This window comes from Natronomonas sp. EA1, from assembly GCF_051195035.1.
Lineage (GTDB): Archaea > Halobacteriota > Halobacteria > Halobacteriales > Haloarculaceae > JBNTJV01.
Genome location: NZ_JBNTJV010000005.1, coordinates 89269 through 115351, shown reverse-complemented (window position 1 = coordinate 115351; position 26083 = coordinate 89269). Strand labels below are relative to the sequence as shown.

Here is a 26083-nt window from a genome sequence, read left to right as displayed (position 1 = left end):
GGGAAAACTCGACGACGGACGGGAAAACTCGAGTGACCCGACCCGGCGGTTAGGGGTGGACGGACTTCGTCACAAGCCACACGTTCTCGCGGATACTAACATATTCTCGCAGATACTAAAGAATTTCGACAATAGGAACCGGTTCGACGAGCGCGCACACACACCGCGTTTCCGGTGAAACCGGCTCCGGAGGTGAACGAGCTCTCGATCCACCACAACTCTCGGCAGGCGTTGTCTGACATAGATTTATGTACTATAGACGTGAATAGCTCTCCAAGCTAGTCGCTAAGCAAGGAAATAAGAACGACAGTAGTCGTTCCGCCCGCGGGTTTTCACTCGAAATCACGCCCCTGAACTCTCTACACGTGAGCTCTTGCGTTCGACTCTCTCGTCTCTGGGGTTGCCGTACCGTGCCGCACCGGGGCTTTGCCGGGCGCTCTCCACGCGTCCCTCATCGACAACCCCCATTTCCCCTGGAGACCCCACACCTCCGCACCCCATTTCACCGGAAACGTGGTGTGTGTGTCTCACCACTCCCCATCGACGAATCCGGGGGAAAGTATCAAGACATTTCACCGGAAACGTGGTCTCCATAGTATGACCACCTCCGACGATCTGTTCATCCGGGAGGACCCCATCTTCGCGAACAAGGAACTCCTCGAGATCAACCACCTCCCCGACGAGGGTCGGATCGTCGGTCGCGACCAGGAGATCAAGCAGCTCGCGAACGCGGTCAACCCCGCCATCTTCGGGCAGAGCCCGAGCAACGTCCTCATCTACGGGAAGACGGGCACCGGGAAATCGCTGTGTGCGAAGTACGTGTCGAACCGGCTGGTCTCGACCGCCGAAGAGGAAGGCATCAACGCGGCGTTCGCCTACGTCGACTGCGCGCAGGACACGACCGAGACGCAGGCCGTCCAGACCATCGCGACGGAGCTCAACACCGACGCGACGGAGATCTACATCCCCGACAAGGGCATCTCGACGGCGACCTACTACAAGCGGCTCTGGGCCATCCTCGACAGCGAGTACGACGTCGTCATCGTCATCCTCGACGAGATCGACAAGCTCGACGACGACGACATCCTGATGCAGCTCTCGCGAGCCGGCGAGGCGGGGAAGATCACGTCCTCGAAGATCGGTGTCATCGGTATCAGCAACAAAATCAAGTACAAAGACCGGATGGACGAGCGAGTGAAATCCAGCCTCTGTGAACGGGAGTTCGTCTTCCCGCCGTACGACGCCAGCCAGCTCAACGAGATCATGTCCGCCCGCGGGGACGCCTTCCGGGAGGGCGTGCTCGACAACGGTGTCATCCCGCGTGCGGCCGCCCTCGCCGCTCGCGAGCACGGGGACGCGCGCAAGGCCATCGACATCCTCCGGTACGCCGGCGAAATCGCGCAGTCCGAGGGTGACACCACGGTCCACGAGGAGTACATCACGCAGGCGCGCCAGCGCGCCGAGAGCGACCGCTTCCGCGAGCTCATCCGCGGGTCGACGCCCCATTCGCGGCACGTCCTTCAGGCGCTCACCCTGCTCTCGCTCAACAACCCCGACGAGAAGGCGTTCCGGACGACCCGAATCTACGAGACGTACGAACAGGTCTGCCGGCAGGTCGGCACCGACGCGCTCTCGCTTCGCCGCGTGCGTGACCTCCTGAAGGAGCTCTCGTTCCTCGACGTCGTCGAGCAGGCCCGCCGGAGCGGCGGGAGCGCGGAGGGAAGCTACACGGAACATCAGCTGCTGGAGGAAGCCGAGGTCGTTCGCGATGTCCTCCAGGACATCAACGACTCGGAGACGGACAGCGAGTGACTCGGTGCCCAGACACGAAGTAGCCCGGCACACGGACGGCGAGTGCCCCGTCGAGCCGCCCCGATCGAGGCGAGTTCCCCGGCGAGCCGCCCCAGTCGAGCACTGAACGCCCTTATCCTGGACCTTCTGCCGACCGTTCCTCGAGCCGATGTTTCACCGGAAACGCGGTGTCAATCGATGTAACCGGTTATCGAGAGATGCGATTACCACGTCTCTCAAACCCCGAAACAGGACTATTCACCGGAAATGCGGTGTGTCCATGGAATGGGTGTCGTAAACGACTACGGTTAGGTGGCCGGTGTGACTCTCGCTATCTTTCTGGACCTCTGGCGTCTACTCTCCCCCGTCACCGAGGTCATTGTAGCACTTGATCTGTTGAGGACATTCTCGCTATCGTCTATGATCTGTAATCCCTACTGCCGAACTGATACAGAATGTGGATGCTTGTTTAGTTCATTCAGCAACCATGTTCACCGGAAATGAGGTGTCTGACCAGTGGCCACCCAATCCGTATACCACTCGGCCCAATCCGTATACCACTCGGATATCTGGCTCCGTAGCATCTCTCCCCTACTCGCTCGGAAGCCGATCTCCTGTTTTATATTGATCTGTATCATCGTTGCTCCACTCGTCTTAACCAACAAAACTATGGATTCGTGGGCCATGTTGGTTAACACGAGAGTAGCCGATGTCCTACGAACCCCCGACCCCACCGGCGAACCTCCCGACGGAGATCGTCAATACACTCAACGAGTCGACTCCGGAGCGGCTCCGAGACGTTGCCCGTTATGCCGAGGTCCTCGCCGAGTATCGCGAGCGCGAGGCCCGCCTTGCCGAAGTGGAGGAGGAAGACGAGATCAACGAGCGCCCCGACGATCTTCCCGATGATGTCCCGACGAAGGCGACGATCACGATCAAGGAGATCAACGATAACCGCTATTACTACTGGCAGTGGCGTGATGGAGACAAGATCCGCTCTCAGTACAAAGCCCCCGTCATCCCCGACGAGTAGAGATAACAGCGCCTCAGTTGGATTGCCGGTGGTTGAGGGTGACACCCTATCTGCGAAGTGAAAGAAAGGAGCTGTCAGCGCTCGGGACGCGGAGCGGTCTCGTATCGTTTGATGTCGTCGGTCTTCTCCACTCGATCATAGATCTCTCGGAGGGTAACCTGCGCTCGGAGGAGCTTGTGTTCCTCGAGGAACTGCCGACTACTCTCGCTGATCCCGTAGAACTTGTACGGGAGGTCGTTCTTCCGGCGGTCCTCGGGCAGGAGCACTTCCTCGACGATACCGGCGTCGACGAGCCGCTGGAGGTGCTGGCGAATCGTCGTCTGGCTCTTGCTCGGGTTGACGTAGTCGAGTTCCTTCAGCGTCGGCAGTTCCGACGGGTGTCCGAGGATGTCCTGGAGGAGCGCGAATCGCGTCTCCTGGGTGACGACGTTGAGCCGCTCCCGAACCGACTCCAGGTCGCTTGGCGGATGATCGGACGTACTCATACACCACAGTTCGCGTAGTGCGTGCAAAGCGTTTCGCTCAGATACGAATCAGTATATTGCGATACGGTCACCGATGTACTCGCCGCATTGAAGCAGGGTACGGGAGAAGCCACCGAGTAGATGAATGAGAAGCCAGTCACCGTCGACGACCTCGTCGAGTGTGCCGAGGCTCTCGTGAGTGTTCAGGAGTAACTGTAGACAGGGACAAAACGGTATTTTACTACGCTCTGGAGTACGATCTGGTGGCCGTCGAAGCCCTCGACGTGAAAGGGATGGTTGAATCGCCGCGTAACAGCCGCAACACGGCGTCGGCAGCATGGAACACCTTCACCGATATACTCGAATACAAGTTCGAGCGGGAAGGCGCGCACTTCGTGGCTGTTGCCCCTGACGGAACCACCAAAGAATGCGCTCGGTATGGCGTCACAACCGACAAGCCGTTGTGGGTACGAGAACACTCATGCCTGGCCTGTGGGTTCGAGGTAGACAGAGACGCTAACGCAGCGTGGAACATCGTCGCTGGAACGCGAACCGGATCGCCCAAATGTGTCTCACTCACAGTTGACGCAAGGCCGGAAGCCCACGGCTTCAGCCGTGGGAGGAAGGCCGACACGGCAGCGATGGGTAATGGTTTTATTGGTGGCCCCTGGATAGGTTGGTAGTTCCTGACAGCCAGATGTGTTGGCAGGGATGGGCTGTCCGTCAGCCAGCCCTGACATCGGGGGCCATCGCCCACCGATAATTAAATTGGCTCTGGGGACTCGGTGCGACCCCATCCAAGCCCACGACTGAAGTCGTGGGTAGCTGACTGGAGCTCGGAGTGTTTCCGTTTCACCGGGTTCCACACGGCCGCCATCGGATGTGGACGGCTCCGCCTGTTGGTCGCTCATCAGTCCCTACATGTGGGTCCTATCGGATCAGGTCGAGAGCGGTTGTAACTGTATTACACGTTCGCAGAACACGTAATGACGGGTCTTCCCAATCTGAACGTGAGCAACGCTAATGACTGCCTCTTCCAATTCACCCGAATCGGAGGGTGCGGGTGTCTCGGCCGCTCCGCATATCGCTCGCCTTGCCATCGAGCGAGCGGGCGGCAGCGTCGATACACCACAAGTCGTCGACCTTTGTCTGAACGGGCGCTGGCGGACGGTCACAGCCAGCATCACCGACCGGTCCGAGATGACGTATCCAGTTCTGTTTGGACGTGACGTATTCGAAGCGTACACGCTCGATATCGGCCAAACCGTCGAGGAGTAGTCACATGCAGAGCAGCCGACCCATCGATACGAATCGAAGCGAGGAACGGTTTCCTGAGCGAACTCTCGTTCCCAACCCGCTACTTCCGGTACAGCCGGCAGTAAATCCCGGGAAACACAGAGACGCCCTGCAACCATGCCCGTAACGAGACGAGCCGTTCTGGAACAACTCGCCACAGAAAGCAATGCAGACCAGCGAGAGACGACGACAACGGCGGCGCTCGCAGCAGTGCTCGATACCGACGAAGGGACGATCGAATCCCATCTGAATGGACTCGCAGCGTGTGAACTGGTCCGAACGTATCCGGACGGTCGAGCGAGGATAACGATTACCGGCGAAGAGTTACTGGCTCTCGATACCGATGAGCTGGTAATCGTCGATTCGGATTGGAAGATTCGAGCCGATTGAGAGGCCAGTATTTATCGGCGCCCCACATAACAGTCGATATAAATGGAGGTACACGTTATCGATGTCTGATCGAAGTACAACCCAGTCCGACGACGAGAGTGATGAGGTTCAGTACGACCCGAATTCGGGTCGGTACGATATCTACGAATGCACCGTCTCTGATTGTGACAACGTCGTTCTCGTGGTCGGAAATGACGACCCTCCGATGTCCTGTCACGACCAACCGATGGAGCGGGTTACAGAGGTGGATATGAGCGTGAAACCCCCGGACGTGAGACAGGTGCTTCTCCAGGCGTTCGGGCTTCCGAAGGCCGGCCTGGACATCTGTCTGTGCGTTATCGGTGAGGGGCCGCTCTCGGCGAACGAGGTCGCCGAACAGCTCGGCTACGACCGAAGTACGGTGACGCGATATCTCAACAAACTCGTCGAGCTGGGGTTGCTCAGACGGTCTGAGCTCAACCGAGAGGGTGGCGGCGTCGTCAAGGTGTATCACTCGGTCGACCTCGAACGAATGCGCCGGGAGACGCTGGTCGGGTTCTACGTCTGGGCCGGCGAGGCGGCCTCCCTCATCGAAGACGCGAATCTGACGAAACGGAACTACCTCGACGAGAACCCCGATCGCGAGCTGCCGGAGGTCTTCTGGGAGTCGTTCCCCGAGCGGTAGCGCCGCGACGGCGGGTCACCGACTTCGGCGCTTCCCCTCGAGGACCTTCGCTGCTGTCAGCACCGGGTCCCACGTCGTGTTGAACGGCGGTGCGTACGCCAGATCGTAGTTCGAGAGGGCGTCGACCGTGACCCCCTCGGTCACGGCCCCGACCAGTGCGTGACTCCGGTGGACCGCACCTTCGCCGTACTCGGAGACGAGACTCCCGCCTAAGACGCGACCGGAGGGCCCGTCGACGGTGAGTGTCACCTGTACGGTTCCGCCCTCGGGGTAGTATCCGGCGCGGGATTTGGCTTCGATCGTTTCCGTGACTGGCTCGAACCCCGCGTCTCGGGCCGTGTCGTGGTCGAGGATTCCGGTCCGAGCTGCCTCCATCTCGAACGCCTTGACGGCCGCCGTGCCGGCGACTCCACCGCCTTCGGTGGGCTCCCCGGCGACCGTCCGGCCGATGGCCCGGCCGTGTCTGTTGGCCGTCAGCGCGAGGGGAACGTACACCGGGTCGCCGGTGACGACGTGTTCGGCCTCCGCACAGTCACCGGCCGCGTACACGTCGGGGACGTTCGTCTCCCGGTAGGCGTCGGTCGCGATTGCGCCCGTCTCGCCGAGTTCGATCCCTGCATCCTCGGCGAGGTCCGTCCGCGGTCGGACGCCAGTCCCTACGAGGACCATCTCAACCGGGACCCGATCATTCTCGGTGACGACTGCCTCCACCGCGTCACTCCCCGCGAGCTCGCGCACTTCGGTGTTCAGATAGACCGCGATGTCCTGCGCACCGAGGTGCTCGAGGACGGTCTCGCTGGTGGCCGTACTGAACTGCTTGAGGATTCGGTCGCCTCGCTGGAAGAGGTGGACTTCGAAGTCGTTGGCGGCCAGCGCTTCGGCCATCTCGACGCCGATGTACCCGCCGCCGACGATCCCGACCGGCCCGTTGCACGTCTCCAGGAACTGGCAGGCTGGGCCGCGGTCGGGCTGCTGGAGGTCCCCGGTCGAGCGCGCCCGCCCGACGTACTCGCGGAGCTCCTTGCCGTCGGACATCGACCCGAGCGTGTAGACACCTGCCCGATCGAGCCCGTCGATCGGTGGGGTGACCGCCTCCGAGCCCGTCGCCACGAGCAGCTGATCGTACTCCTGGACGACCGCTCCCCCGTCGTGCCGTGCCGTGACGGTCCGGTCGGAGGGGTCGATGTCGACGACCTCGTGACCCGTCCGGAGATCGATGTCTCGCTCCTGCCGGAACTCCTCTGGTGTGACGGAGACGAGCTCCTCCAGCGACTGGATCTCCCCTTTGATGTAGTACGGGAGCCCACAGGCACCGTAGGACACCCATTCGCCCTGCTCGAAGACGACGACGTCGAGCTCGGGGTCGTCGCGTTTCGCTTTGCTGGCTGCTGACATCCCGGCCGCATCCCCACCAACGACGACGAACGTGGACATAGGGAGGTTCAACGGAGAGCTGATTTATAAATCCGGCTCGCGTGTGTGAGTCGGTTCCGGTGTCGGAGGTGTCGAAGCGTCGAAAGCGTCCGTGCAATCGAATCGAACCGCCGGGTGACCTTCTTTGTCATCAGTGTCGTCGAGAGAGATATGGCTGACTTCGACGTCCTCGTGATCGGCGGTGGAACGGGTAACAACGTGGCTGCAGCGGCAGCCGATGCCGGCCTGGAGACGGCGCTGGTCGAACCGGGTCCGCTCGGCGGGACGTGTCTCAACCGGGGATGCAACCCCTCGAAGATGCTCATTCAGGCCGCAAACGCGGTGACCCACGTCCGCGAGGCCGGGAAATTCCACGTCGACGCAACGATAGACGGAATCGACCACGCCGCCGTCGTGGACGAGATGGACGACCTGCTCGGCGGCATTGCTGAGGACATGGAAGCGCGCTACCGCGAGAAAGAGAACCTCACGCTGTTCAAGGAACGCACGGAGTTCGTCGACGAGCGGACGGTCCGTCTCGACGGCGAGGCGGTGACGGCCGAGAAAGTGGTCGTCGCAGCCGGGAGCCGCCCCATCGTACCGCCGATCGACGGACTCGAAGACGTGGACTACCTCACGAGCCAGGACGCGCTGTACCTCCGCGAGACGCCGGAAAGCCTCGTGATCCTCGGAGGCGGGTACATCGCTGTCGAGCTGGGCTACTTCTTCGAGGCGATGGGAACGGATGTGACCATCGTCGAGATGATGGACTCACTGATTCCCCGTGAGGACGGCGATATCGCCGAGGCATTCACCGACATCGCGGCCGACCGCCACGAGGTGTACACCGGCCACCGGGTGACGGCCGTCGAGGAAAGCGGCGAGGGATATGCTGTTCACGCAGAACCCGAGGCCGGCGACGAGACGACCGTCGAGGGCGCGGAGGTGCTGGTTGCACTCGGACGCCGGCCAAACAGCGACACGCTCAACCTCGAGACGGCGGGCATCGATGTCGACGACCGGGGGTTCATCGAGACCGACGAGTACCTGCAGACCAGCGCCGAGAACGTCTGGGCGCAGGGTGACATCGCGGGCAACGCCCTGTTCAAGCACTCCGGAGACTACGAGACCCGGCACACGGTCGCGAACGTCGTCCACGGGGAGTCGCGGGCAATCGACCTCTCGGCGATGCCCCACACGATCTTCACCGAACCACAGATTGCCGGGGTCGGGGCGACCGAGGAGGAACTCACCGACGGAGATATTGAGTACGTCGTCGGACGTGCCGACTACGCCGACTCGGCGATGGGCCGGGCGAAGAAGCTCAAAAACGGGTTCCTGAAGGTGCTCGCGGCACCGGACGGCGAGATTCTCGGTGCTCACACCATCGGCTACGAGGCGTCGACGCTGCTGCACGAGGCTGTCCTCGCGATGCGAACTGGCGCGACCGTCGACGACGTCGCCGGGGCGATCCACGCCCACCCGACGCTGAGCAAGGTGGTCGAGGCGGCGTTCCAGGATGTCCCGCTCTGAACAGTCTCATCGGAAGACACCATCTCAGCATCCACTTGTAGGTGATAGTACACCGTCTCAATCGATGCCCGGATGACGTTGAAAGCGTTTCAGGAGCGACTGGATTCGTTATTCGAACTACAGACGAATCTTCGAGCCGCAGCCGTCGACCTGTTTTCACAGGAGTTCTCCTATTCGACGGGGTATGTCGCTACGATACTGAACGGCTGTCTGTTCGCGCCGTCGTTGCTCACCTTCTGGTTCGTCAATGGCGTCATCGACTTCTCCACCGCCCTCACTATCGGTGCGGTCGCCACACCCGCTGGCCTACAGATACGACTGCTCGCATACGTCCTGCTGATCCCGACGTTCTTCCTCGTGAGGGTCGGAATTCATTTGCTCCACCCGACGCACCGGCAACAGATTCTGGTGGGATCGTGTCCGAACGCTCGACTGTTGAGCCTCGACTGGTTCAGCATGGGGATTCTTGCGACAGGGCTCCCGCTCGCCTTACAGGACTTCGGCCCGTGGGTCGGAATGAATATCGCGTTCTTGCTGGGCCTGTTCGTCCTGCCACGCCCGCTCTCTGTCCGACGAGGGAGACTGGTCAAGCTCATCGCGATTGTCCTCGGCGTCGCGCTGTTCCTCTATGCGAAGTACGGGCAGGCGATGACCGTGCTACCGCCACCGCAGCTGGTCCTCGGACCGATCGCGACGTTCACGCTCGGCGACAGGGCTACGGAGTGGCTCCTTCGGCTGGTCAACAGTCTCCTCTTCGGTCCCCTGGTCGTGGGCACGTTCGGGGTGGTCATGAACCACGTGCTGACACGTCCGGAGCTCACCGAAATTCCCGTCTTCCATCATGCGCTCCCCCGACGCGATCCCGATTCCGTCGTCGTGACGAGCGCGGCACTGGGGACCATGTTCTATCTACTGGTCGTCTTGGCGGCAACCGGACGCGCCGTTCTGGTTCCGTAACGGTCAGTAAGATCCGGTCGACGAGATCATTCCACTCTCATCATTTCGGAGACTGCGCCGTCGATATCGTCGAGCAGTTGGTCGAATTTTTCGGACACGTTCTCCGCACGAACAGGTCGGTCGTGACCAGTCCGGCTCGACCCCTCGCCTCCAGCATGGTGGTCAGCGAGTGGGTCGGAGACGTCCCACTGCCGGTCCGAGTCGCCCGATGTTGGTTCTGTCTCGTGCCGTGTTTGGAGGCGCTGAATCGAATCACGAACACCGTCGGCACCACCAGCCTCGACGATGCGTTCGATATCCCTGATGCATGCCGTCGAAGTTCGGCCAGTGAGTATCGCGAGTTCCAGGAGTTGTTCAGTCGTCCGGCTCACTGCCCACTGTACGTCTACGCTAGCAGCTGCGACACCGAGTTCACGAAAGCCAGGACCGACGACGCGTGTGAGATTGTCGACGCGGTCGTCTGAAATCGATTCCTCACGAATGCTTCGGTATTCGTCCTCGAAGTGGCTGTAGAGTGCCCGACACTGATCCGTCTCGAGTTGGGAGTGATGGACTTTCAAAAAGTACGCCCAGTTGTCGAAGAACTCCTCGTGGGGTGTAATACGATCGTCGTCTGCGACGAGTAAATCATCCTCGCGGCGATCGACGAGTTGTGAGAGCCGCGAGAGGTCGCTCACTGCCCCCTCTGCGACAGCGAGCATTCCCTCCTCCAGGCTTTCCGAGAGCAAGTCTCCAAGCGTGGCATGATACTGAGCCTCAAGTCGGTTGTTCGCGAGCGCGACGGCACAGAAGTGAAACACCGCATCGACTGCCCCGGTCGCCGCCGTCGAGAGATCGAGATCGATCGCCTCCCGTCCGATCGCACGCTCGCCCTCGACGATCGCGTGCAGGACGTCGTCGGCGCCACGTTCGATGGCCAAGTCCGCCACCCGGTTCCAGTAGTCGAACAGCTTGTGGATGTCTCGAGCAGTCTCCTGTTGACGCTCCTCAGAAAGAGCAGCATACCCTGCCAAGAGCTGTTCAGTCGCTTCTTCCAGTGCGTCGACCGCCCGGAGCGCACTATAGTTGTCTCGCTGTTCCAGAGAGGTCTGTGCCATCTGGATGATCTCGAGGATCGGATTCCGGGCGACCTGTCCCTCTTCGCGGCGCTCGACCGAGAAGTCGTGATACCGCTCGAACGAAACCGAGTCGACGAGCGACGACAGCACCGGCTCGGGGTTCAAAAACACGAGCAGGCGGTCTTCGATGTCGAGCAACGCGACGAAGGCCCACGACGCGACGCCGACGACGAGACCGACGACGACGGCGCGGACGGGCACTCGTCCCACCCAGGCTGTGGGCAGCGCAAACAGCACCAAGTCCAGCAGGATCGAGAGTCCGAATCGCCAGACGATCGCGTTGAAACTACTCTCCCGGTAGAGTCGCGAGAGCTGCGGTGCGAACCGGTTCGTCGACACCTGCATGCTCATCATCGACACCGAAATCACGATTGCCAGCAGCGACGCCTGGGCGATGACGAGCGTCTCGAACAGCTCTTGGGCCGGGAACGACGGAGGGACGACGCTCGCGACACCGACCAGTACGGCTGCGAGTATCGGAATAGCCCGGCGTCGAGTCCGTGTTTCACTCGACCGGAGAGCGCGTGCGGTCATGCGTAAGGGAGTCTATGGTTTTCGAGTCCCGAACTATCGGGTCGGCGCTTCATCACTGTCGTCACCCTGTTCGAGACGGCGGAGTCCGTCTGCGACCGTGTTCGTTCCCTCGTCATCCGTATACGGGAACACACCGGTGAGCTGGTCGTCCTCGTAGACTGCCAGACACTGGAGCGGGAGCCGAATCACTTCGCATCGCTCTTCGGAGACCATCGTCGACTGTTCACACCGGTGGAAGGCCGGTTCGAGCGAGTGTCCGTTACGGTCGGCCCACTGCTGGAACTCTGCGATCCGGTCGTGAACTTGCGATGCCTCGAGCTCGTCGGGCGATGCGGGGATGAACTTTCCCCATCGCCGTACCGAGACGTCCTCCACGACCTCCGCGGCTTCGAGTTCTAAGAGCCGAGAGAGGACCGTTCGCCGAGGACCGTCGGGGAGGACGTAACCCCGCAGCCACACCTTCACGCGTACGGTCCGCGAGGTCGTCTCGTCCATCACGGCTCACTCCCCTGTCCGGAACTCGGTCGCGCGTTGCTCGCCGAGCTCTATCAGTTCCCGGAGGAACGACGGGCTCCGGTCGACCTTCGTCGAGCAGTGGTACGCCTCTCCCATCGCGATCCGTCGGATTCGTGTCTTCGAGAAGTCGCCCTCCGGGAGGTGGCCAGCGTCGATCCACTCGTTGACCCGTTGTATCACCCGTAGTTCCTGGTTCAGCGAGATGTTGCCCGCGAGCTCGTTGCGCCGGTCGGCGATCTCCTCGAGCGACGTGGGTTCTCCCTCACGCTCCTGTGGATTGATCTGGATCACCCACAGCTCGTCGGGTTTGCGCGCCGAGTCGACGGTCATCAGGTCGTCGATCGGTGGGTTCTGACTGAACAGCCCGTCCCAGTGGTAGTGACCGTCGATCTCGACGGCCTCGAACAGCGTCGGAACCGCGGCTGAAGCCAGAACGGCGTCGGGCGTGACGTCCTCGTTTGTGAACGTCTCGAAGATGCCGGCGTTGATATTGACCGTGCCGACGACGAGCTCCGGTATCTCACGCTCACAGAGGTCCGGAAGGGCGTCGAAGTCGATGTGCCGTTCGAGGGTCCGTCTGATCCGTTCCTTCCCGAGGCGAGAGCCGGGGGTGACGTAGGGGCTCGCCTGCGGGACCGGCAGTCCGCTCGCCTCGATCCGCGAGAGCCCGACGACCCACTGGTTGGCCACCCGATCGGTGAGGTCGTCGGCCGCGAGATCGTGCCAGATCGCGTCGAGCAGCTCGATCGCCCGCTCCTCGCCGTCGGTGACGAGCCCGTACCACGCCGCCAGCGCGTTGAACGCACCCCCCGACGTGCCGCTGATGCCGACGAGTTCGTATCCGTCGTCCCACTCGCGGAGGAGGCCTTTCAGCACGCCAGCTGTGAACGCCGTGTGGCTCCCGCCGCCCTGACAGGCGATGGCGACCTTCGTCGGGTCTCGCTCACTCATAGGTCGTGGTGTAGCCGCCGTCCCAGAGCAGGTCCCCGCCGTTGAGGTGGTTGCCGTGACCCGAGAAGCCGAACACGAAGAGGTTCGCCACCTCGACGGGAGTCATCATCTCTTTCGTACGGGCCTGCCCGAGCATCACGTCCTCGACGACCTCTCGTTCGGAGATACCACGCTCTTGGGCGGTGTCCTCGATCTGGTTCACCATCAGCGGCGTCAGGACGTACCCGACGCTCACCGAGAACCCTCGAAGCGTCCCCTCACCCTCCGCGGCGATCGACCGCGTGAGTCCGGTGAGGCCGTGCTTGGCGGTGATATAGGCGGGTTTGTCCTGCGTGGCGTAGTGGCCGTGGACCGAGGACATGTTGCCGATCGCACCCACCCCGTCGTCGGTCTCGCGGATGTGGGGCATCGCCAGTTTGGCGGTCAGAAACGGGGCCCGGAGCATGATATCGAGGAGCAGGTCGTATTGCTCCATCGGGAACTCTGGGATGGAGGCAATGTGTTGCATTCCGGCGATGTTCGCGACGTATCGCAGCTCCCCGTGGTCCGCCGCGGTCTCGATCATCGCCTCGACAGCTGCGTCGTCGGTGAGGTCCGTCGGAACGGGGTGTATCGTTCCCGTCGCGTCGAGGTCGGCGGCGAGGTCGACCGTCTCCCCGAGCCCGTCCTCGTCGATATCGGCTCCGACGACGGTGAGTCCGTTCGCCGCCAGCGCGACCGCGGTCGCCTGTCCGATCCCGGAGGCGGCACCCGTGACGACCGCGACGGTCTCCGGGCCAAAATGCGGATCGTCGAGCACCAGAAGGTCCTCTGCGCTCACTTCCGGTTCGGTAAGGTCGAACGTGTCAGTGGACATACTCAGCCGAACGTACTTCGACTGCGCGTAAAGTAGTACGTCGGGTGTGTAACGAAAGAGCAACGTCGACATTCACAATGCGCCTGCCGCGCTCGATCTCTCTGCCGGCGACGGCTTCGAGATCGTGAACCTGCAGCCGCTGTACGGCGTCCTCCGTTCACGCGAGCAGTTCGCTCGCGAGCACGATCACGCCGACGATGGCGAAGACGACCCCGAGTGCCGGCTCCATGATCTCGCTGGGAACGTACTTCCCGACCCGAGTGCCGATCGTCCCGCCGATGAGAACCCCGGGAATCGACCACGCGACGACGTACCACACTGGGGTGGCGGCTAATGCATGGACAGCTGCGCCGGCAATCGCGGCCACCGCGAGTACAAACACGCTCGTCGCAATCGCGACCCTCGGAGGGAGCCGACACCGGACGATCAGCTGGGTTGTCGTGATCTCCGGGAGGCCGGCGCTGATCAACCCGGTGATGAACCCGCCAGCGGTCGCCAGGCCGAGACCGGGTGGGCGCCAGCAGGTGTCGTAGGTGTACGTCTCGCCGTCCGTCGTCTCGATGGTCGTCGTTCCGCGTCCGGTGTTCTTCCGTTTCAGGAACTCGCCCTCACACTCGCCCGGGACGCACTCCTCGGGCGGGTCGTAGTAGACGAGGAACGCGCCCAAGAGGAGGAGCCCGGCACCGAACGCGATCGTGAGGAGCGCCGTCGGGACGACGTGGGCGGCGAACGCCCCGACCACGACCGCCGGAACCGCACCGATCAGGAGCCACTTGGCCGTTGCGTAATCGACGACCCCTTGTCGGACGTAGTTCAGCAATCCGTTGCCCATCCCAAACACCTCCGTCATGAGCCCCGCTCCGATTGCCTGCGAGGGAGACAGCCCGACGAGCAACATGAAGAATGGACTGAAGAACAGCGCCCCGGAGACGCCCGAGGCGAGCGCGATCAGCGAGAAGAGGACCGAGGCCGGGAACACCCACCAGTGGGCGAGGAACTGCTCGACAGGAAATCCAGCCGGCACGGGGAACGATTGTAACGCGATCGTCCCGAGATCGATGCCAGTCCCCACGCCGAGCATCGGTACGGTAAGCACTCCCGACAGTCCGACGACGCCACTGAATGCCAGAACGGGAGACCGAGTCATGCTCGGATCCCCCAGCGGGAGCGTCGTTCCTTCGGATACATAAGCGGCTCAGATTGCTGGCGATCTCGAGCCCAGAGAGGCAGTCCACCGTTAGATTTACCGGTATCACCCATCCCTGCCATCTATTCGAAGCGTTCCGACACGGTTTCCTCGTCTGGCGTCCAGCCGACGAACTCCCCGCCTTCGAACGGGAGATCGACGGAGGCGATGTAGTTACACAAACCCACGTAGAAATCTACGAGCAGACCGAGGGCAACGATCTCACCAGACGAGTAGTGACGGGCCAGGGCGTCGTGAATCTGGTCGGTGACGGTCCCCGACTCGACGGCACGGGCGTACTGGAGTAAGACGAACTCGGCGTCGTCGAACAGGGAGAGGTCGCCCCCGCCGATGGCTTGCATCTCCTCGATCGTGACTCCCTTGGCGCGGGCGATATCGACGTGCTGGTGCCACTCGTAGCGAGCCCCACGAGCGCGGGCCACGGTCAGGATGACCAGCTCCTTGCGTCGCTGGCCGAGCTGATCGTACAGGACGTTCAGGTACTCCAGCGTCGCCTCGAGAACCTCCGGGTTGTGTGCCCACGCCCGGAAGATGTGCCGGTCGCCGAGGTACTCGTCGGTGAATAAGTGGTGATACTCCTCTGGGATGTCTTCTAATTCGAGTAACGGAAGTCGGGACATGTGTGTCTGTATCGTATGATTGGTGGAATCGTGGGGGTTGTGGGGATGTTCGCTTCGTGTCGTGACTCGGTCTCCTCTTACGCGAGGATGCCCGCGCCGAGGAAGGCGCCGAGAACAACGCCGTAGATGACGTGGACGGTACCGAACATCATCATCATACCCTTATCAGGCTCCATTCCGATGACCATCCGCATCCAGAACATCATCCCCCCAATCATGAGGATGATGCCATAGACGAGCCCGAGACCGACGGCGACGCCGATAGAACCGAGACTGAGTCCTATCAGCGGAACGCCGACCGCGAACACCGCGCCAGCGACGATGCCGTAGACGAAGTGCAACGCCATCCCCGGCATCGCGTAGTCCTCTGGCTCACCGCCGGCGAACTTCGCGACGAGCGCCGCCGTCGGCGGCGGCCCGCCATCTCCCATCATCATCATCGCGATGGTCATAACGATCGTTGCAACCACGCCGCCAGCGAGACCGGCAATAACTGATGCCATGAGTTCAGTTCTATCAGACGCACGATGACTACTAAACCACGATGCGGTCGTTGAAGAGAGACGCACACCCGCGAAAGCGTCTGAAACCTCGGTGAGCCTCCGCTTCAGGATGGCGAAGACCCTCTACTTTCACGCGACCGGGTCGCGTTCAAGTCTGGCGACGAGTAAGTGGGGCGAATACAGACTGAAACTACGCCGTAGTTCGGACTGGCGAAGAGCTGTCTCCGAACACTTCATTTCCGTTCAGCCTCTTCCGCCCGCTCAGAGCAGAAGTAGTCCCGTTGCAACAGCGGTCGTCACCACCGCGATTGGGAACCCAACTCGAACGAGTTGAACGACCGAGATGTCGATTCCGCGGCGACTCGCTTGGTCCAGAACGATCAGCGTCGCAGCGCTCGCCACGGGCGTGGCGTTCCCAGCGAGCGTGCTCACCGCGGCCAGCACGTACCACGACTGCGGGTCGGTGACCGTCGTCGACAGCAGCACAACCGCCGGGACGTTGCTCACGACGTTCGAGAGCAGAAAGATCACGGCAGCGAACCCGATTCCATCCTCGACCGTCCGGAGATGATCAACCAGCGCGGTCCCTTCGAGACTCCCGACGAGAACGAATAGGCCCACGAAGAGGACGAGGATTCCCCAGTCCATCTCCGAGAGGATCGCATTTCCCGGCACTTTTCGGAACAGCTGTAGCCACGCAAGATGGAGCACGCCCATCGAAGCCGCAACGATGCCCGCATTGGTCGCTGGGAACACTGCCAACAGTACGAACGTCGCGAGAAGAAATCCACTGCTGGAGAGCGCCCACTGTCGATCGAGATCGGGCAGCGACACCGTTGATCGAACGGCTGTCCCGTCGTATCGGACGGCCAAGAGACCACTCGTAACGAGCAATGAGAGGAACGCGACGGGAGCCAGCGTCGCCACGAACGCGACGGTCGAGAGCCCGCTCTGACTCAGAATGTACGCGTTCTGGGGGTTGCCGAGCGGTGTCGCGAGGCTCCCGATGTTCGCCCCGAGAATAACCGCAATCAGCGGTCCGGTCGGCGTCGTGTCAGTCTCCTCGACCGCCTGGATCAACACGGGCGTCATCAACAGGACGACAGCGTCGTTGAGTGCGAGCGCGCTGAGTCCGGCGGCGACCCAGAGCGTGCCGATGACGAGTCGCCGGACGGTCCCAGTTCGCCGCACGAGGAGCGTCGCCGCCCACGGGTAGAAGCCGCTTCGAGAGAGCGCTTCGACGTGTGCGAGCATCCCGAACAGGAGCAAAATCGTCTCGGTATCGATGCTCGCGAGCGCCCGTTCGGGTGAGATGGCCCCGAGCGCGACGACGACGACCGCCCCGGTCGCCGCCGTGACGGCACGGGTGAGCGGATACACGCGAATCTGGCGGAAAAAGAGCAGGCCGAACGTGAGGCCGACCAAGCCAGTTACCAGCGTCTCCGAAACCATTCAGCGATACTTCGTCCACTCCCCTTGTGAACCCACCAGATTTCGATCTGGATTCGCGATCCACAGCTGTGTATAGGCGCGGAAGAGTCGCCACAGGGGACGCTCGACCTGCTCGCGGTAGGCGCCCAGCTCCGTCTCGAACGCGTCGCCGGTAGCCATCAGCCGTCCCCGCCGTCAGCCTGGGCGACGGGCTTGGCCGGCCGTTCGCGTTCCTCGTCGTCGTCGTGGCGCGCTCTGAGCGGCTCGATTCGTGGGCCACGCGGCGTGAGATCGACCTCGGCGTCGATCTCGAACACTTCCGCGAGCAGCTCCTCGGTAACGACCTCCTCGGGTGTCCCCCGGGCCTGGATCGTGCCCGCCTTGAGAACGACCATCTCGTCGGCGAGCCGTGCTGCCTGCTGGATGTCGTGCAGGACGACGACCACCGTGATGTCGCTCTCCGTGCGGAGGGTTTCGACGATCTCCATCACCTCGAGTTGGTGGTGCAGATCGAGGAACGTCGTCGGCTCGTCGAGCAGGAGCACGTCGGTGTCCTGGGCAAGCACCATCGCGATCCACGCGAGCTGTTTCTGCCCGCCGCTGAGACTGCCCACTTCGCGGTCGCGCAGATGCTCACAGCCGGCCAGCGCCATGGCACGCTCGACGGCCTGCTCGTCTTCGTCGGTGACGCTCTCGAAGAACCCGCGATGGGGGTAGCGGCCGTGGTAGACGAGGTCCTCGACGGTGATGCTGTTGGGCGAGGTGCTCTCCTGTGAGAGCAGCCCCATCGTCCGAGCGAGCTCCTTCTTGTCGAACGTCTCGATCGCTCGGCCGTCGACGAGCACGGAGCCAGCATCGGGGGCGAGCTGGTCGGAGAGTCCCTTCAGAAGTGTGCTCTTGCCGGAGCCGTTCGGTCCGATCAGCGCCGTCACGGCTCCTGGTTTGGCCGTGATCGACTCGCCGTCGATGATCGGACCGTCGCTACTCGGATACGAGAGAACGAGCTCCTCACCGTCGAGACTTCCACCGGTTTCGCTGCCGGACTGCTCGTCGGTTGTGCTCGCTGAGCCGCTCCCGTTCGTCCGTGGATCCGTGGTTTGGTCGTGTGACATCAGATTTCACCCATCTCGTCCTGCTTGCGCATCAAGTAGAGGAAGTACGGGCCGCCGATCAGCCCCGTGACGATGCCGACGGGGATCTGGACGGGATTGAGCGCGAGTCTCGCTCCCACGTCGGCGACGACCATCAGTGCCGGGCCGGCGAACACACAGCCGATGACGAGTTTCTTGTAATCGCTGCCGACGATGTTGCGCACCATGTGCGGGACGATGAGACCGACGAAGCCGACGATCCCCGCCACGGCGATGCTCGCAGCCGCCGCCAGCACCGCGACTCCGGAGAGCGCGAAGCGAACTTTCTCGACGCTCATCCCCAGTGAACTCGCGGTCTGTTCCCCGAGCAGGAGGACGTTCAGCTGGCGGGAACTGATCAACGCGAGTCCCATCGCCACGATGGTCCACGGCAGCGCCATCCGCACCTGCTCCCAGTCGGTGCCCGTCAGCGAGCCGGTGGTCCAGGCGATGGCTGACTGGACGACGCCGATGTCGTCGGCGAAGAAGAACAGCGCCGTCTGGACGCTTCCGAAGACGGTGCCGACGATGACGCCCGCGAGCACGAGTCGGACGGGCGAGGTGCCGTTCTTCCACGCGATGGCGTAGACGATCAGGAACGCGATTGCCCCACCGATGGAGGCAATGATCGGGAGGAACGCCGACAGTCCCGAGAAGACCACGAGCGTCAGCAGGATCATCAGCCCCGCGCCGGAGGAGACGCCGAGGATGAACGGGCTGGCGAGTTCGTTCCGGGTGACCGCCTGGAAGATCGCTCCCGAGACGGCGAGGTTCATCCCGACCAGCGCGCCGACGAACACGCGCGGTAGCCGAATGTTCCAGACGATGAGACTGCGTTTGTTCATCTCCGGGACTTCTCCCCCGAGGAGGAACGCCTCCCAGGCTTGCAGATTGAAGATGACGTTCGGGTTGAACACGGCCTGCCAGGCTTCGACGATACTCATCGAGAACGCGCCGAAGCTCACCTGAACGAGACCACCGCCGACGATGACGGCGAGACTGCCGATGATGAGTGTGAACAGCGAGCCGTCGAACCAGCCGAACCACTGCTCGCGCCAGCTGGTTGCATCGGTGTCGGAGGACGTACCAGTCGCCATGGTTACGAATTCACCTCCGTCGCCTCGATATCACGGGCGCGTTCGCGGATCAGCTCGTCGTCAACGTGGTTGAGCAGCGTCTCGTCGTCCACGGCGGCGATGAGACGCTCAACGTCGAGGTGTGCCGCGAGCGCTTCCTGTCCGACGGCGGCCCGTTCGTCGATCTCCTCGAGAGAGACGTACGACGACAGCCAGTCGTCGATCTTCGCCTCGCGGACACGCTGGAACCGCTCAGAATCCGCCTCAACCGGCGCGTCTTCGCCGTAGTAGTTATTGAACCATTCGACCCATCTGTCGCGGTCGGCCCACTCGTCGTCGAGCTCGGCCTCGCGACGAACCCAGTCGACGCCCTCGGCGACTTCCTCCCACCAGCCATCGTCCATTCGGGCATCGGCGATGACGCGGTGGGCAACTCTCGCACCGCGACCGGCAGCCATAATCGCCTGCGTGTCCGCTTCCTCCGACGGCGAGGCGACGTACAGCCCCTCGACTGATGTCGTTCCGTCGTGGTCAGCGTACTCGCTGTCGAAGTGCTCGTGTTCCTCGCCGTCGTGTTCGTGGGTCTCGAACATTGCCGCGTTGTCATCGAGCCCCCGCATGTACTCACCGTCGTAGCGCGTCGCAGCTACGACTCGCCGGGCGGTGACGGGATCGCCCTCCTGTGGCGTGACGTGGAACCCGCCCTCGTCGTCGGTGCGTTCGACCGACTCGACGAGATCGGGAACGATCTCGCAGCCGGCGGTTTCGGCGTGGTCGTGCATCAACGCGTACAGCGTCTCGATGTCGATGCCCGCCGGAAAGCCGGGGTAGTTTTCGAGATAGGCGCACCGCTTGAGCGAGGAGCGCCCACGGTCGAAGATGACCGTGTCGAGGCCCTCTCGGGCGCAGAACACGCCGGCCGAGCAGCCCGCCGGCCCGCCGCCGACGATGACGACATCGTAATCGTGGCTATGGGTCGCTTCGCTTTCAGTGGTGGTCATGGTCAGATGTTGCCGTTGATGATGTCTGCGACCCGCTGGCGGTCGAACAGCTGTTCGTCTTCGGGAGTGTCCCCGACTCCGCGCCACCGACCGAACTCGTCGGGATACACCTGTTTGGCCAACATCTCCGCACAGAAGATGCGGAACACCGGTCCGAGGAACGGCGTCGGTCCGGGATAGAGCCGGCCGTTTTCGACCGCCGTCACCTTCGATGCCACCGGGTCGGACTGTAAGCGCTCGTAGAAGTACTCCTGAAGCGACCGTTCCCGCTGCTGTTCGTAGGCGATACCTCGGGACTGAATGATGATGTCTGGATCGAGCTCAAGGAGTCCGCTGTAATCGAACGTCGCGTCGGTCTTCAGGTACGTCTCGTACTCGTCTTCCGGGATCGCATCACGCAGCCGGAGGTCCCTGAATACGCCGAACTCGTGTCCCGGCCGACGGAACGGCGTCGGATAGAACGTGTCGTCGTAGAGCTCGCCGAACAGCACCCGGGGCCGCGCGTCGCCGGTCGGGAGTCGCGGGCGGATTGTCCCGATGAGGTCGTCGTAGACCCGCTCGAGTTCGACCGCCCGCTCCCGCCGACGCATCGCCTCGCCGACCTTCGCTGTCAGCTCCCAGATGGAGTAGTACTCGTACTCCATCGACCCCGCGTAGTTGTTCCGTCTGCTGTACCGGTTGCCGAACCACGGGCCGACATTGGTCGCTATCTCCGTAGTGTCGCTCTCGTCCAGTCCGAACGCGCCGACGTTGTGGATCCACGTCGGGTCCTGGAGGTGCACGTCGCTGTCGAGTTCGTACAACAGCTCCTTGTCCATCCCCTCATCGAACAGCCGGACGAGCGAATCGTTGTCGACGGAGACCCCGGGGAGTTGGTCGTAGAAGCCGGTGAACAGGAAGTCCGGGAAGCTGAGCGAGTTGAGTCGGTCGCCGACGCCCAGGCCGACGAGCATGTCGGCGTAGTGTGGCGAGTACGCCATCACGTCCTCGGGTACCTCGTCGAACTCGACCGACCCTATCGGCGAGATCGTCACCGAGTAGCTCTGGTCTTCCGGCGTCGACGATTCGGTCGCAGTCGACTCGTCGGTCTCCGTCTCGGTCGGCGTTGATTCCTCGTCGCTTTGTCCCGCACACCCCGCGAGCAATCCCCCGCCGATGACTGTCCCGCCGTACTTCACGTACTCTCGCCGCGTCGGTGCCTCGTTCGTCTTGGTGTCGTTTTCACTCATATTCAGATCTCCCCGTTGACGATGTCCGCGACGCGTTGGCGGTCGAACATCTGTTCGCTCTCGGGCGTGTTGCCGACGCCACGGAACTCCCCGAATCGGTCGGGGTAGATTTGCTTGGCGGCGATTTCAATCTGGAAGAGGTTGTACAGCGGTCCCTGGAAAGCAGTGCCACCGGCGTAGAAGCGGCCGTTTTTGACTGCGGTCAATTCGCTCGCGACGGGGTCGTTGCGGACCGGTTCGTACACCGACTGCTCCATGGAACTCTCGCCGCTGTCGGGGTAGGTGATACCGAAGTGTTGAATGAGGATGTCCGGGTCAATGTCGAGCATCCCCTCGTGGTCGTATGCGGCGTCGTAGCTGGCGTTGTAGGTCTTGTCGCTATCGTCGAAGGCGTCGTCGACCCCAAGGTGTTGATAATGCGAGCGTCCAAATCCCTCCTGATTGATTTTGTACGGGTACCACTTCTCGTTCTTGTCCCAGAAGGCGACAAGGCCGACGGTCGGCCGCTCGTCCTCCGGCGGGAGGTTGCTCTCGATATCCGCAACCATCTCGTCGCGGATCTGTTTCAGTTGTTCGACGCGGCCGGGTACCTGATACACCTGCGCGAACTTCTCGGCCAGTTCCCACAGCGTGTAGTACTGGTACTCATCCACCGACTCCGGTGCGTTGTGCGAGCGACTGTACCGGTTGGCGAAGTACGGACCGATTCGCTCCCTGACTTCCTCGACATCGGCCTCGTCGAAGCCGAGGTTCTGCGTCGAGCGAATCGGGTCGATGTGGTGAACATCGGCGTCGACGGAGTACAGTACCTCCTTGTCGATGCTGTCCCCGCCCCAGATTTTCTCGATGCTGTCCGTGTCCAGTGAGACGCCAGGCAACTGCTTGTAATACTCCGTGAAGTACCCATCGGGGCGAGCCAGTCCGGCCACCTTGTCGGCCTGTCCGAGCGCGACCATGTGGTCTATCCACTGGTCGTCGAAGGCCACTGCCGACTCGGGTACCTCCTCGAACTCCACCGTCCCCATCGGCGACATCGTCACCGAGTAGCTCTGGTCTTCCGGCGTCGACGATTCGGTCGCGGTTGACTCGTCGGTCTCCGTTTCGGTCGGCGTCGATCCACCGTCGCCCTGTCCCGCACAGCCGGCGAGCAATCCACCTCCGACGACCGCGCCGCCATACTTCACGTACTCTCTGCGCGTTGGGGCCCCGTGATCGCTGGAATCGCCTGCCATACGGTTTAGGCTAGCCTAAATACACAAAAACGTTCCGAGTTTTAGGCAGGCCAAAATGTCAGCGAGGCGCACCGCAGCGTGGACACATCGGCGGCCCATCTTCAGGTAGGTCGAGCCCACAGTGCGGACACGCATCGCCGTCAGGAGCCGTCATTTCCTCGACTACGGCGTCTGTACCGTCTCGAATCGCCTCAATCGTGCCGACCCCCTCGGGAGCGTCCGCGGACTGGTCGCTGGCTACCTGCCGTTGGCAGAACGACAGTCGGTCGGTCAGGAAGGTCGGTGGGTCCTCGTGCGTGCCCGCACCATCATCGGGGTCGAACTCTGCCCCAGCGGCAGTCTCGGACGTGGCGAGTAGTCCAAGCGCTTCGGCCGCCCGCCCCTGTACGTACGGGTTCTCGTCACCGAGTCGCCCCTGGAGCGGTTCCGCCGCCTCGGCCAGCTTGTCTGGATACTCACACCCGACGACTACCAGTGCCGTACAGAGGTGGTACCGGACGAGTTCGTTCTCGTCGTCGAGGTGCTCGGCCAACGAGTCGACTTGGTGGCGAAGCCGACGCGGGTCGCCGAGTGCGACGTGGGCCAGCGCCTTCGCGAGTTTCTCTTTGACCTCGGGTTCGTCGAATGACAGTCCGATGCGGAGGTCGGCCAACGTCTCCGGATCGGTGACGTCCTCGGGGGAATCGACCGCGACGTAGCCGAGTGCTTCCGCACTTCGCGCTCGGACGTAGTAGAACTCCTCGTCGTCGGCCAGCCGATCGGCGAGGGCCTCGACGGCTGGCAGGACGGCTGCCGGTTCGGACTGCGCGAGCGTGACGAACAGCTTCGCGGTCGTTAATCTGACCGCGCGGTCTTCGTCAGTTAGGAACGTCGAAAGTGGGCGAGCGAGCCCGTCGAAGGATCCCCGTGGCTCTTCAGCGACATTCCGGACCGCTCGCAACGCACGCTTGCGAGTCTCAGCATCAGCCGCACCGAGCCGGTCGAGACACGCCACGGTCTCCTCGAGGTTTCCTTCCTCGAGAAGAGAAGTCAGGCGATCGGGTGTTGGCGGCTGATCTGGTTCACTCATCAGGGGGGGTATGTGACTGACTTTCACGACCAATCGCTTCAATCCGGTGGTTCTGTACTGGCCTGCGGAGCCTACACTGAGCATGTCTATTGAGAGAAGATGCTGGTGTAGACGAGACCGCTGTCAGTTCAATCCCACCGACACAAGCGTGAACCGATGTCGGAGACGCTGGACCCGCTCTCGGACCGCGCCTGCCGGATGACTCACGCCTACAAAACTGGAATCGAACTCAGGGAGACACTGCGAGATGGAGAGTCTCTCCGGGCGGCTGTGAGTGAGGTCACCATCTACATGAAGCATCTAGACGCGCTTTCGGATCTTCTACCCCAACGAGTACGAATCAGTTCCGTGCCTCATCGTCGACGTAATGAGTGCGCTCGGGGCGTGGCGGGTCTGGCCGGGAGCGCTGTCGACTGCGGGTCCTACGACCATCGCGAGCGGCGTGAAGTCCACTTCCTGTGGCCGCAGGGCCACCCGATCGAGGACCTCCTTCAGGAGCGAGTCCACGGGCCTGACGCCGTCGCGCCGGATGGTGGCTGTACAGGAGACGTTCGCGACCGGATGGTCGCTTCAGCCAACGGTGGGCAGGTCGACGATCTCGAACCTCGTACCCGTCGCGCGGTCACCGAGGAGATGTCGGTCTCGTTGCTGGAGAAGGGCGGTCGATACGAGGTACAGTCGGCGTCCGGGAACCGCTACGAAGTCGACGTCGTCGGCGAATCCTGTACCTGTCCAGACTGGCAGCAGCGGTCCCCCGCCGGCGGATTTGACATCCTCCACACGGCTGAAGCCGTGGGATTCCCACGTTGGGATATTAGGGTCTACGGGACGACCTGTTCTTGTGGGGCGACTTGCCCTGTTTGTTTACTCCAGAGTGGTTTACTCAAGGGTAAACTACTTGTCGCCAGGGCGTGTACTGTGTCGTATGAGCGCCGACCTGGGGACCGCCGGGGGGATGGAATCCCGCGAACTCGTCCACTTCGTCACCCAACAGACGCGGTTCGCGCTGATCAACAACATCCTCCAGCATCCCGACCAGCTCCCCTCGATGTACGAGCTCGAGGAGCTCAACCCCCGCGTGAGCGACGCCACCGTCTACAAACACATCCAGAAGCTGATCGACGCAGGTATCGTCAAAGAGGTCGCCCTCGATGACGATCAGCGCCGGCAGGGCTACCCCTGGAAGTTCTACGGGCTCACGGAAGAAGGGCGGGAGTTCCTGGAGAAGCACAACCTACTCGCTGCTGAGGAGACGCTCCAGCAGCTCTACGACACCATCTCCGACAAGCCTGAGAAGATGGTCAAGTACGAGAACGCCCCACGTCCCGACGACATCTGAGGACGTACTCTATTTCAGAATTGGTTTCCATTCGTACTTCGCTCATTCCGATAAGTCGTAACGTCAATTTTCGTTGCGAACCAGTGACTCGTCACCGATGGATGAGGAGTCCGCAGATGTCTTCCTTCCATCACGTGAACGGTGCTTTCCAGTCATCTCAGGACTGTCAGGTCGACTCGTCGGTTTCCTCGATAGCGCATTGATTGTCGCGACAGTTCGTTGCTTTCTGCAGTGCCTCGAGATCGGGGTGTTCCTCCGGGCTCCGAGCTGACCACGCGTACTGGACGATTCTGTCAGGATCGACGACGAACGTCGCTCGTTCGGGAACATCCCGGTGTCCCTCAAATTCCTCGGCCAATACACCATAGGCTCGACTGACCTGACCGTCCGTGTCTGATAAGAGCGGGAACTGGATGTTGTTTTTCGTCGCATATTCGCGGTGGGAGTAGGCCCCGTCCGAGCCCACCCCAAGGACGACGACATCGTCCAAGAGCGTGAGCCAATCGGCGTCGCGTAAGGAACACCACTGCTCGGTACATGCGGGGTGAAAATCGAAGGGGTAAAACACAAGAACCACCGCCCAGCCTCGACCCGTGTACTCGGAAAGTCCGTGCGTTTCAATCGTCCCGGCGGCCGCTCCGGGGAGCGTGAAATCCGGGGCCTCCTGTCCTATGCGAATCATGTGAACTAGTACCGCGACAACAGACATCAAGAAGCCGGGGTCGTGCAA

Annotated in this window: 25 protein-coding genes and 2 pseudogenes; 9 read left to right on the top strand and 18 right to left on the bottom strand. The window is 62.2% G+C overall.

The window, feature by feature from the left end:
- Positions 1–597 precede the first annotated feature (597 nt).
- Both ACQUQR_RS15375 and ACQUQR_RS15370 read left to right on the top strand, forming a co-directional pair.
- Positions 598–1812, top strand: a complete 1215-nt coding sequence (locus tag ACQUQR_RS15375) for a Cdc6/Cdc18 family protein (RefSeq protein WP_435197398.1) — start codon at positions 598–600, stop codon at positions 1810–1812.
- Positions 1813–2500: 688 nt separating this feature from the next.
- Positions 2501–2824 carry a hypothetical protein gene (locus ACQUQR_RS15370; protein ID WP_435197397.1) on the top strand — a complete coding sequence of 108 codons (324 nt, stop codon included), beginning with the start codon at positions 2501–2503 and terminating at the stop codon, positions 2822–2824.
- A 74-nt stretch (positions 2825–2898) separates the two neighbouring features.
- On the opposite strand, the gene ACQUQR_RS15365 is transcribed toward ACQUQR_RS15370, so the two are convergent.
- Complete coding sequence (locus tag ACQUQR_RS15365; protein WP_435197396.1) at positions 2899–3309, bottom strand: helix-turn-helix domain-containing protein; 411 nt, start codon at positions 3307–3309, stop codon at positions 2899–2901.
- A gap of 218 nt (positions 3310–3527) precedes the next feature.
- Between ACQUQR_RS15365 and ACQUQR_RS15360 the strand changes: the two are divergent.
- The 3 genes and pseudogenes from ACQUQR_RS15360 to ACQUQR_RS15350 all read left to right on the top strand — a co-directional run.
- Positions 3528–3971 (top strand): annotated as a pseudogene (locus tag ACQUQR_RS15360) (RNA-guided endonuclease InsQ/TnpB family protein); the annotation flags it as partial.
- 340 nt (positions 3972–4311) lie between these two features.
- Positions 4312–4566, top strand: a complete 255-nt coding sequence (locus ACQUQR_RS15355; RefSeq protein WP_435197395.1) for a hypothetical protein — start codon at positions 4312–4314, stop codon at positions 4564–4566.
- Between the two features lie 469 nt (positions 4567–5035).
- Positions 5036–5638: a helix-turn-helix domain-containing protein gene (locus ACQUQR_RS15350; RefSeq protein WP_435197394.1), complete on the top strand. Its 603-nt coding sequence runs from the start codon at positions 5036–5038 to the stop codon at positions 5636–5638.
- 15 nt (positions 5639–5653) lie between these two features.
- On the opposite strand, the gene ACQUQR_RS15345 is transcribed toward ACQUQR_RS15350, so the two are convergent.
- Positions 5654–7072 (bottom strand): FAD-dependent oxidoreductase, encoded by a 1419-nt coding sequence (locus tag ACQUQR_RS15345; RefSeq protein WP_435197393.1) that lies wholly within the window; start codon positions 7070–7072, stop codon positions 5654–5656.
- Between the two features lie 150 nt (positions 7073–7222).
- On the opposite strand from ACQUQR_RS15345, the gene ACQUQR_RS15340 reads away from it, so the two are divergent.
- Together ACQUQR_RS15340 and ACQUQR_RS15335 are read left to right on the top strand one after the other, a co-directional pair.
- On the top strand, positions 7223–8584 hold the full coding sequence (locus ACQUQR_RS15340) for a dihydrolipoyl dehydrogenase family protein (RefSeq protein WP_435197392.1): 1362 nt from the start codon (positions 7223–7225) through the stop codon (positions 8582–8584).
- A gap of 72 nt (positions 8585–8656) precedes the next feature.
- Positions 8657–9541, top strand: coding sequence for a hypothetical protein (locus ACQUQR_RS15335; RefSeq protein WP_435197391.1), 885 nt, complete (start codon positions 8657–8659; stop codon positions 9539–9541).
- Between the two features lie 26 nt (positions 9542–9567).
- Here the strand turns inward: ACQUQR_RS15335 and ACQUQR_RS15330 are convergent, their stop codons facing one another.
- From ACQUQR_RS15330 to ACQUQR_RS15260, 15 genes are all read right to left on the bottom strand, one after another.
- Entirely contained in the window at positions 9568–11193 is a 1626-nt protein-coding gene (locus ACQUQR_RS15330) for a hypothetical protein (RefSeq protein ID WP_435197390.1), read from the bottom strand.
- Positions 11194–11226: 33 nt separating this feature from the next.
- A complete protein-coding gene (locus ACQUQR_RS15325; protein WP_435197389.1) occupies positions 11227–11688 on the bottom strand; it encodes an HTH domain-containing protein in 462 nt (153 codons plus the stop codon).
- Positions 11689–11694: 6 nt separating this feature from the next.
- Positions 11695–12660: a patatin-like phospholipase family protein gene (locus ACQUQR_RS15320; RefSeq protein ID WP_435197388.1), complete on the bottom strand. Its 966-nt coding sequence runs from the start codon at positions 12658–12660 to the stop codon at positions 11695–11697.
- The gene (locus tag ACQUQR_RS15315) at positions 12653–13516 is read right to left on the bottom strand and encodes an SDR family oxidoreductase (RefSeq protein ID WP_435197387.1); all 864 of its coding nucleotides are present in this window, start codon (positions 13514–13516) and stop codon (positions 12653–12655) included. The genes ACQUQR_RS15320 and ACQUQR_RS15315 overlap by 8 nt, the downstream gene beginning before the upstream one ends.
- 157 nt (positions 13517–13673) lie before the next feature.
- Positions 13674–14612 carry a sulfite exporter TauE/SafE family protein gene (locus ACQUQR_RS15310; RefSeq protein WP_435197386.1) on the bottom strand — a complete coding sequence of 313 codons (939 nt, stop codon included), beginning with the start codon at positions 14610–14612 and terminating at the stop codon, positions 13674–13676.
- A gap of 173 nt (positions 14613–14785) precedes the next feature.
- Positions 14786–15343, bottom strand: a complete 558-nt coding sequence (locus tag ACQUQR_RS15305) for a carboxymuconolactone decarboxylase family protein (protein WP_435197385.1) — start codon at positions 15341–15343, stop codon at positions 14786–14788.
- A gap of 77 nt (positions 15344–15420) precedes the next feature.
- Positions 15421–15846 carry a hypothetical protein gene (locus ACQUQR_RS15300; RefSeq protein ID WP_435197384.1) on the bottom strand — a complete coding sequence of 142 codons (426 nt, stop codon included), beginning with the start codon at positions 15844–15846 and terminating at the stop codon, positions 15421–15423.
- 261 nt (positions 15847–16107) lie between these two features.
- Positions 16108–17298 (bottom strand): SLC13 family permease, encoded by a 1191-nt coding sequence (locus ACQUQR_RS15295; RefSeq protein ID WP_435197383.1) that lies wholly within the window; start codon positions 17296–17298, stop codon positions 16108–16110.
- Positions 17299–17457 (bottom strand): hypothetical protein, encoded by a 159-nt coding sequence (locus tag ACQUQR_RS15290; protein WP_435197382.1) that lies wholly within the window; start codon positions 17455–17457, stop codon positions 17299–17301.
- Positions 17457–18389: an ABC transporter ATP-binding protein gene (locus ACQUQR_RS15285; RefSeq protein WP_435197381.1), complete on the bottom strand. Its 933-nt coding sequence runs from the start codon at positions 18387–18389 to the stop codon at positions 17457–17459. The genes ACQUQR_RS15290 and ACQUQR_RS15285 overlap by 1 nt, the downstream gene beginning before the upstream one ends.
- Entirely contained in the window at positions 18389–19504 is a 1116-nt protein-coding gene (locus ACQUQR_RS15280) for a FecCD family ABC transporter permease (protein ID WP_435197380.1), read from the bottom strand. The genes ACQUQR_RS15285 and ACQUQR_RS15280 overlap by 1 nt, the downstream gene beginning before the upstream one ends.
- Positions 19505–19506: 2 nt before the next feature.
- The gene (locus ACQUQR_RS15275) at positions 19507–20484 is read right to left on the bottom strand and encodes an NAD(P)/FAD-dependent oxidoreductase (protein ID WP_435197379.1); all 978 of its coding nucleotides are present in this window, start codon (positions 20482–20484) and stop codon (positions 19507–19509) included.
- 2 nt (positions 20485–20486) lie between these two features.
- Complete coding sequence (locus tag ACQUQR_RS15270; RefSeq protein ID WP_435197378.1) at positions 20487–21713, bottom strand: ABC transporter substrate-binding protein; 1227 nt, start codon at positions 21711–21713, stop codon at positions 20487–20489.
- 2 nt (positions 21714–21715) lie between these two features.
- Entirely contained in the window at positions 21716–22945 is a 1230-nt protein-coding gene (locus ACQUQR_RS15265) for an ABC transporter substrate-binding protein (protein WP_435197377.1), read from the bottom strand.
- 58 nt (positions 22946–23003) lie between these two features.
- Positions 23004–24014: a HEAT repeat domain-containing protein gene (locus ACQUQR_RS15260; RefSeq protein WP_435197466.1), complete on the bottom strand. Its 1011-nt coding sequence runs from the start codon at positions 24012–24014 to the stop codon at positions 23004–23006.
- A gap of 304 nt (positions 24015–24318) precedes the next feature.
- On the opposite strand from ACQUQR_RS15260, the pseudogene ACQUQR_RS15255 reads away from it, so the two are divergent.
- Positions 24319–24779: pseudogene (locus tag ACQUQR_RS15255) on the top strand (hypothetical protein); the annotation flags it as partial.
- 160 nt (positions 24780–24939) lie between these two features.
- Positions 24940–25353, top strand: coding sequence for a PadR family transcriptional regulator (locus tag ACQUQR_RS15250; RefSeq protein WP_435197376.1), 414 nt, complete (start codon positions 24940–24942; stop codon positions 25351–25353).
- Positions 25354–25519: 166 nt separating this feature from the next.
- On the opposite strand, the gene ACQUQR_RS15245 is transcribed toward ACQUQR_RS15250, so the two are convergent.
- Complete coding sequence (locus ACQUQR_RS15245) at positions 25520–26035, bottom strand: redoxin domain-containing protein (RefSeq protein ID WP_435197375.1); 516 nt, start codon at positions 26033–26035, stop codon at positions 25520–25522.
- Positions 26036–26083 lie beyond the last annotated feature (48 nt).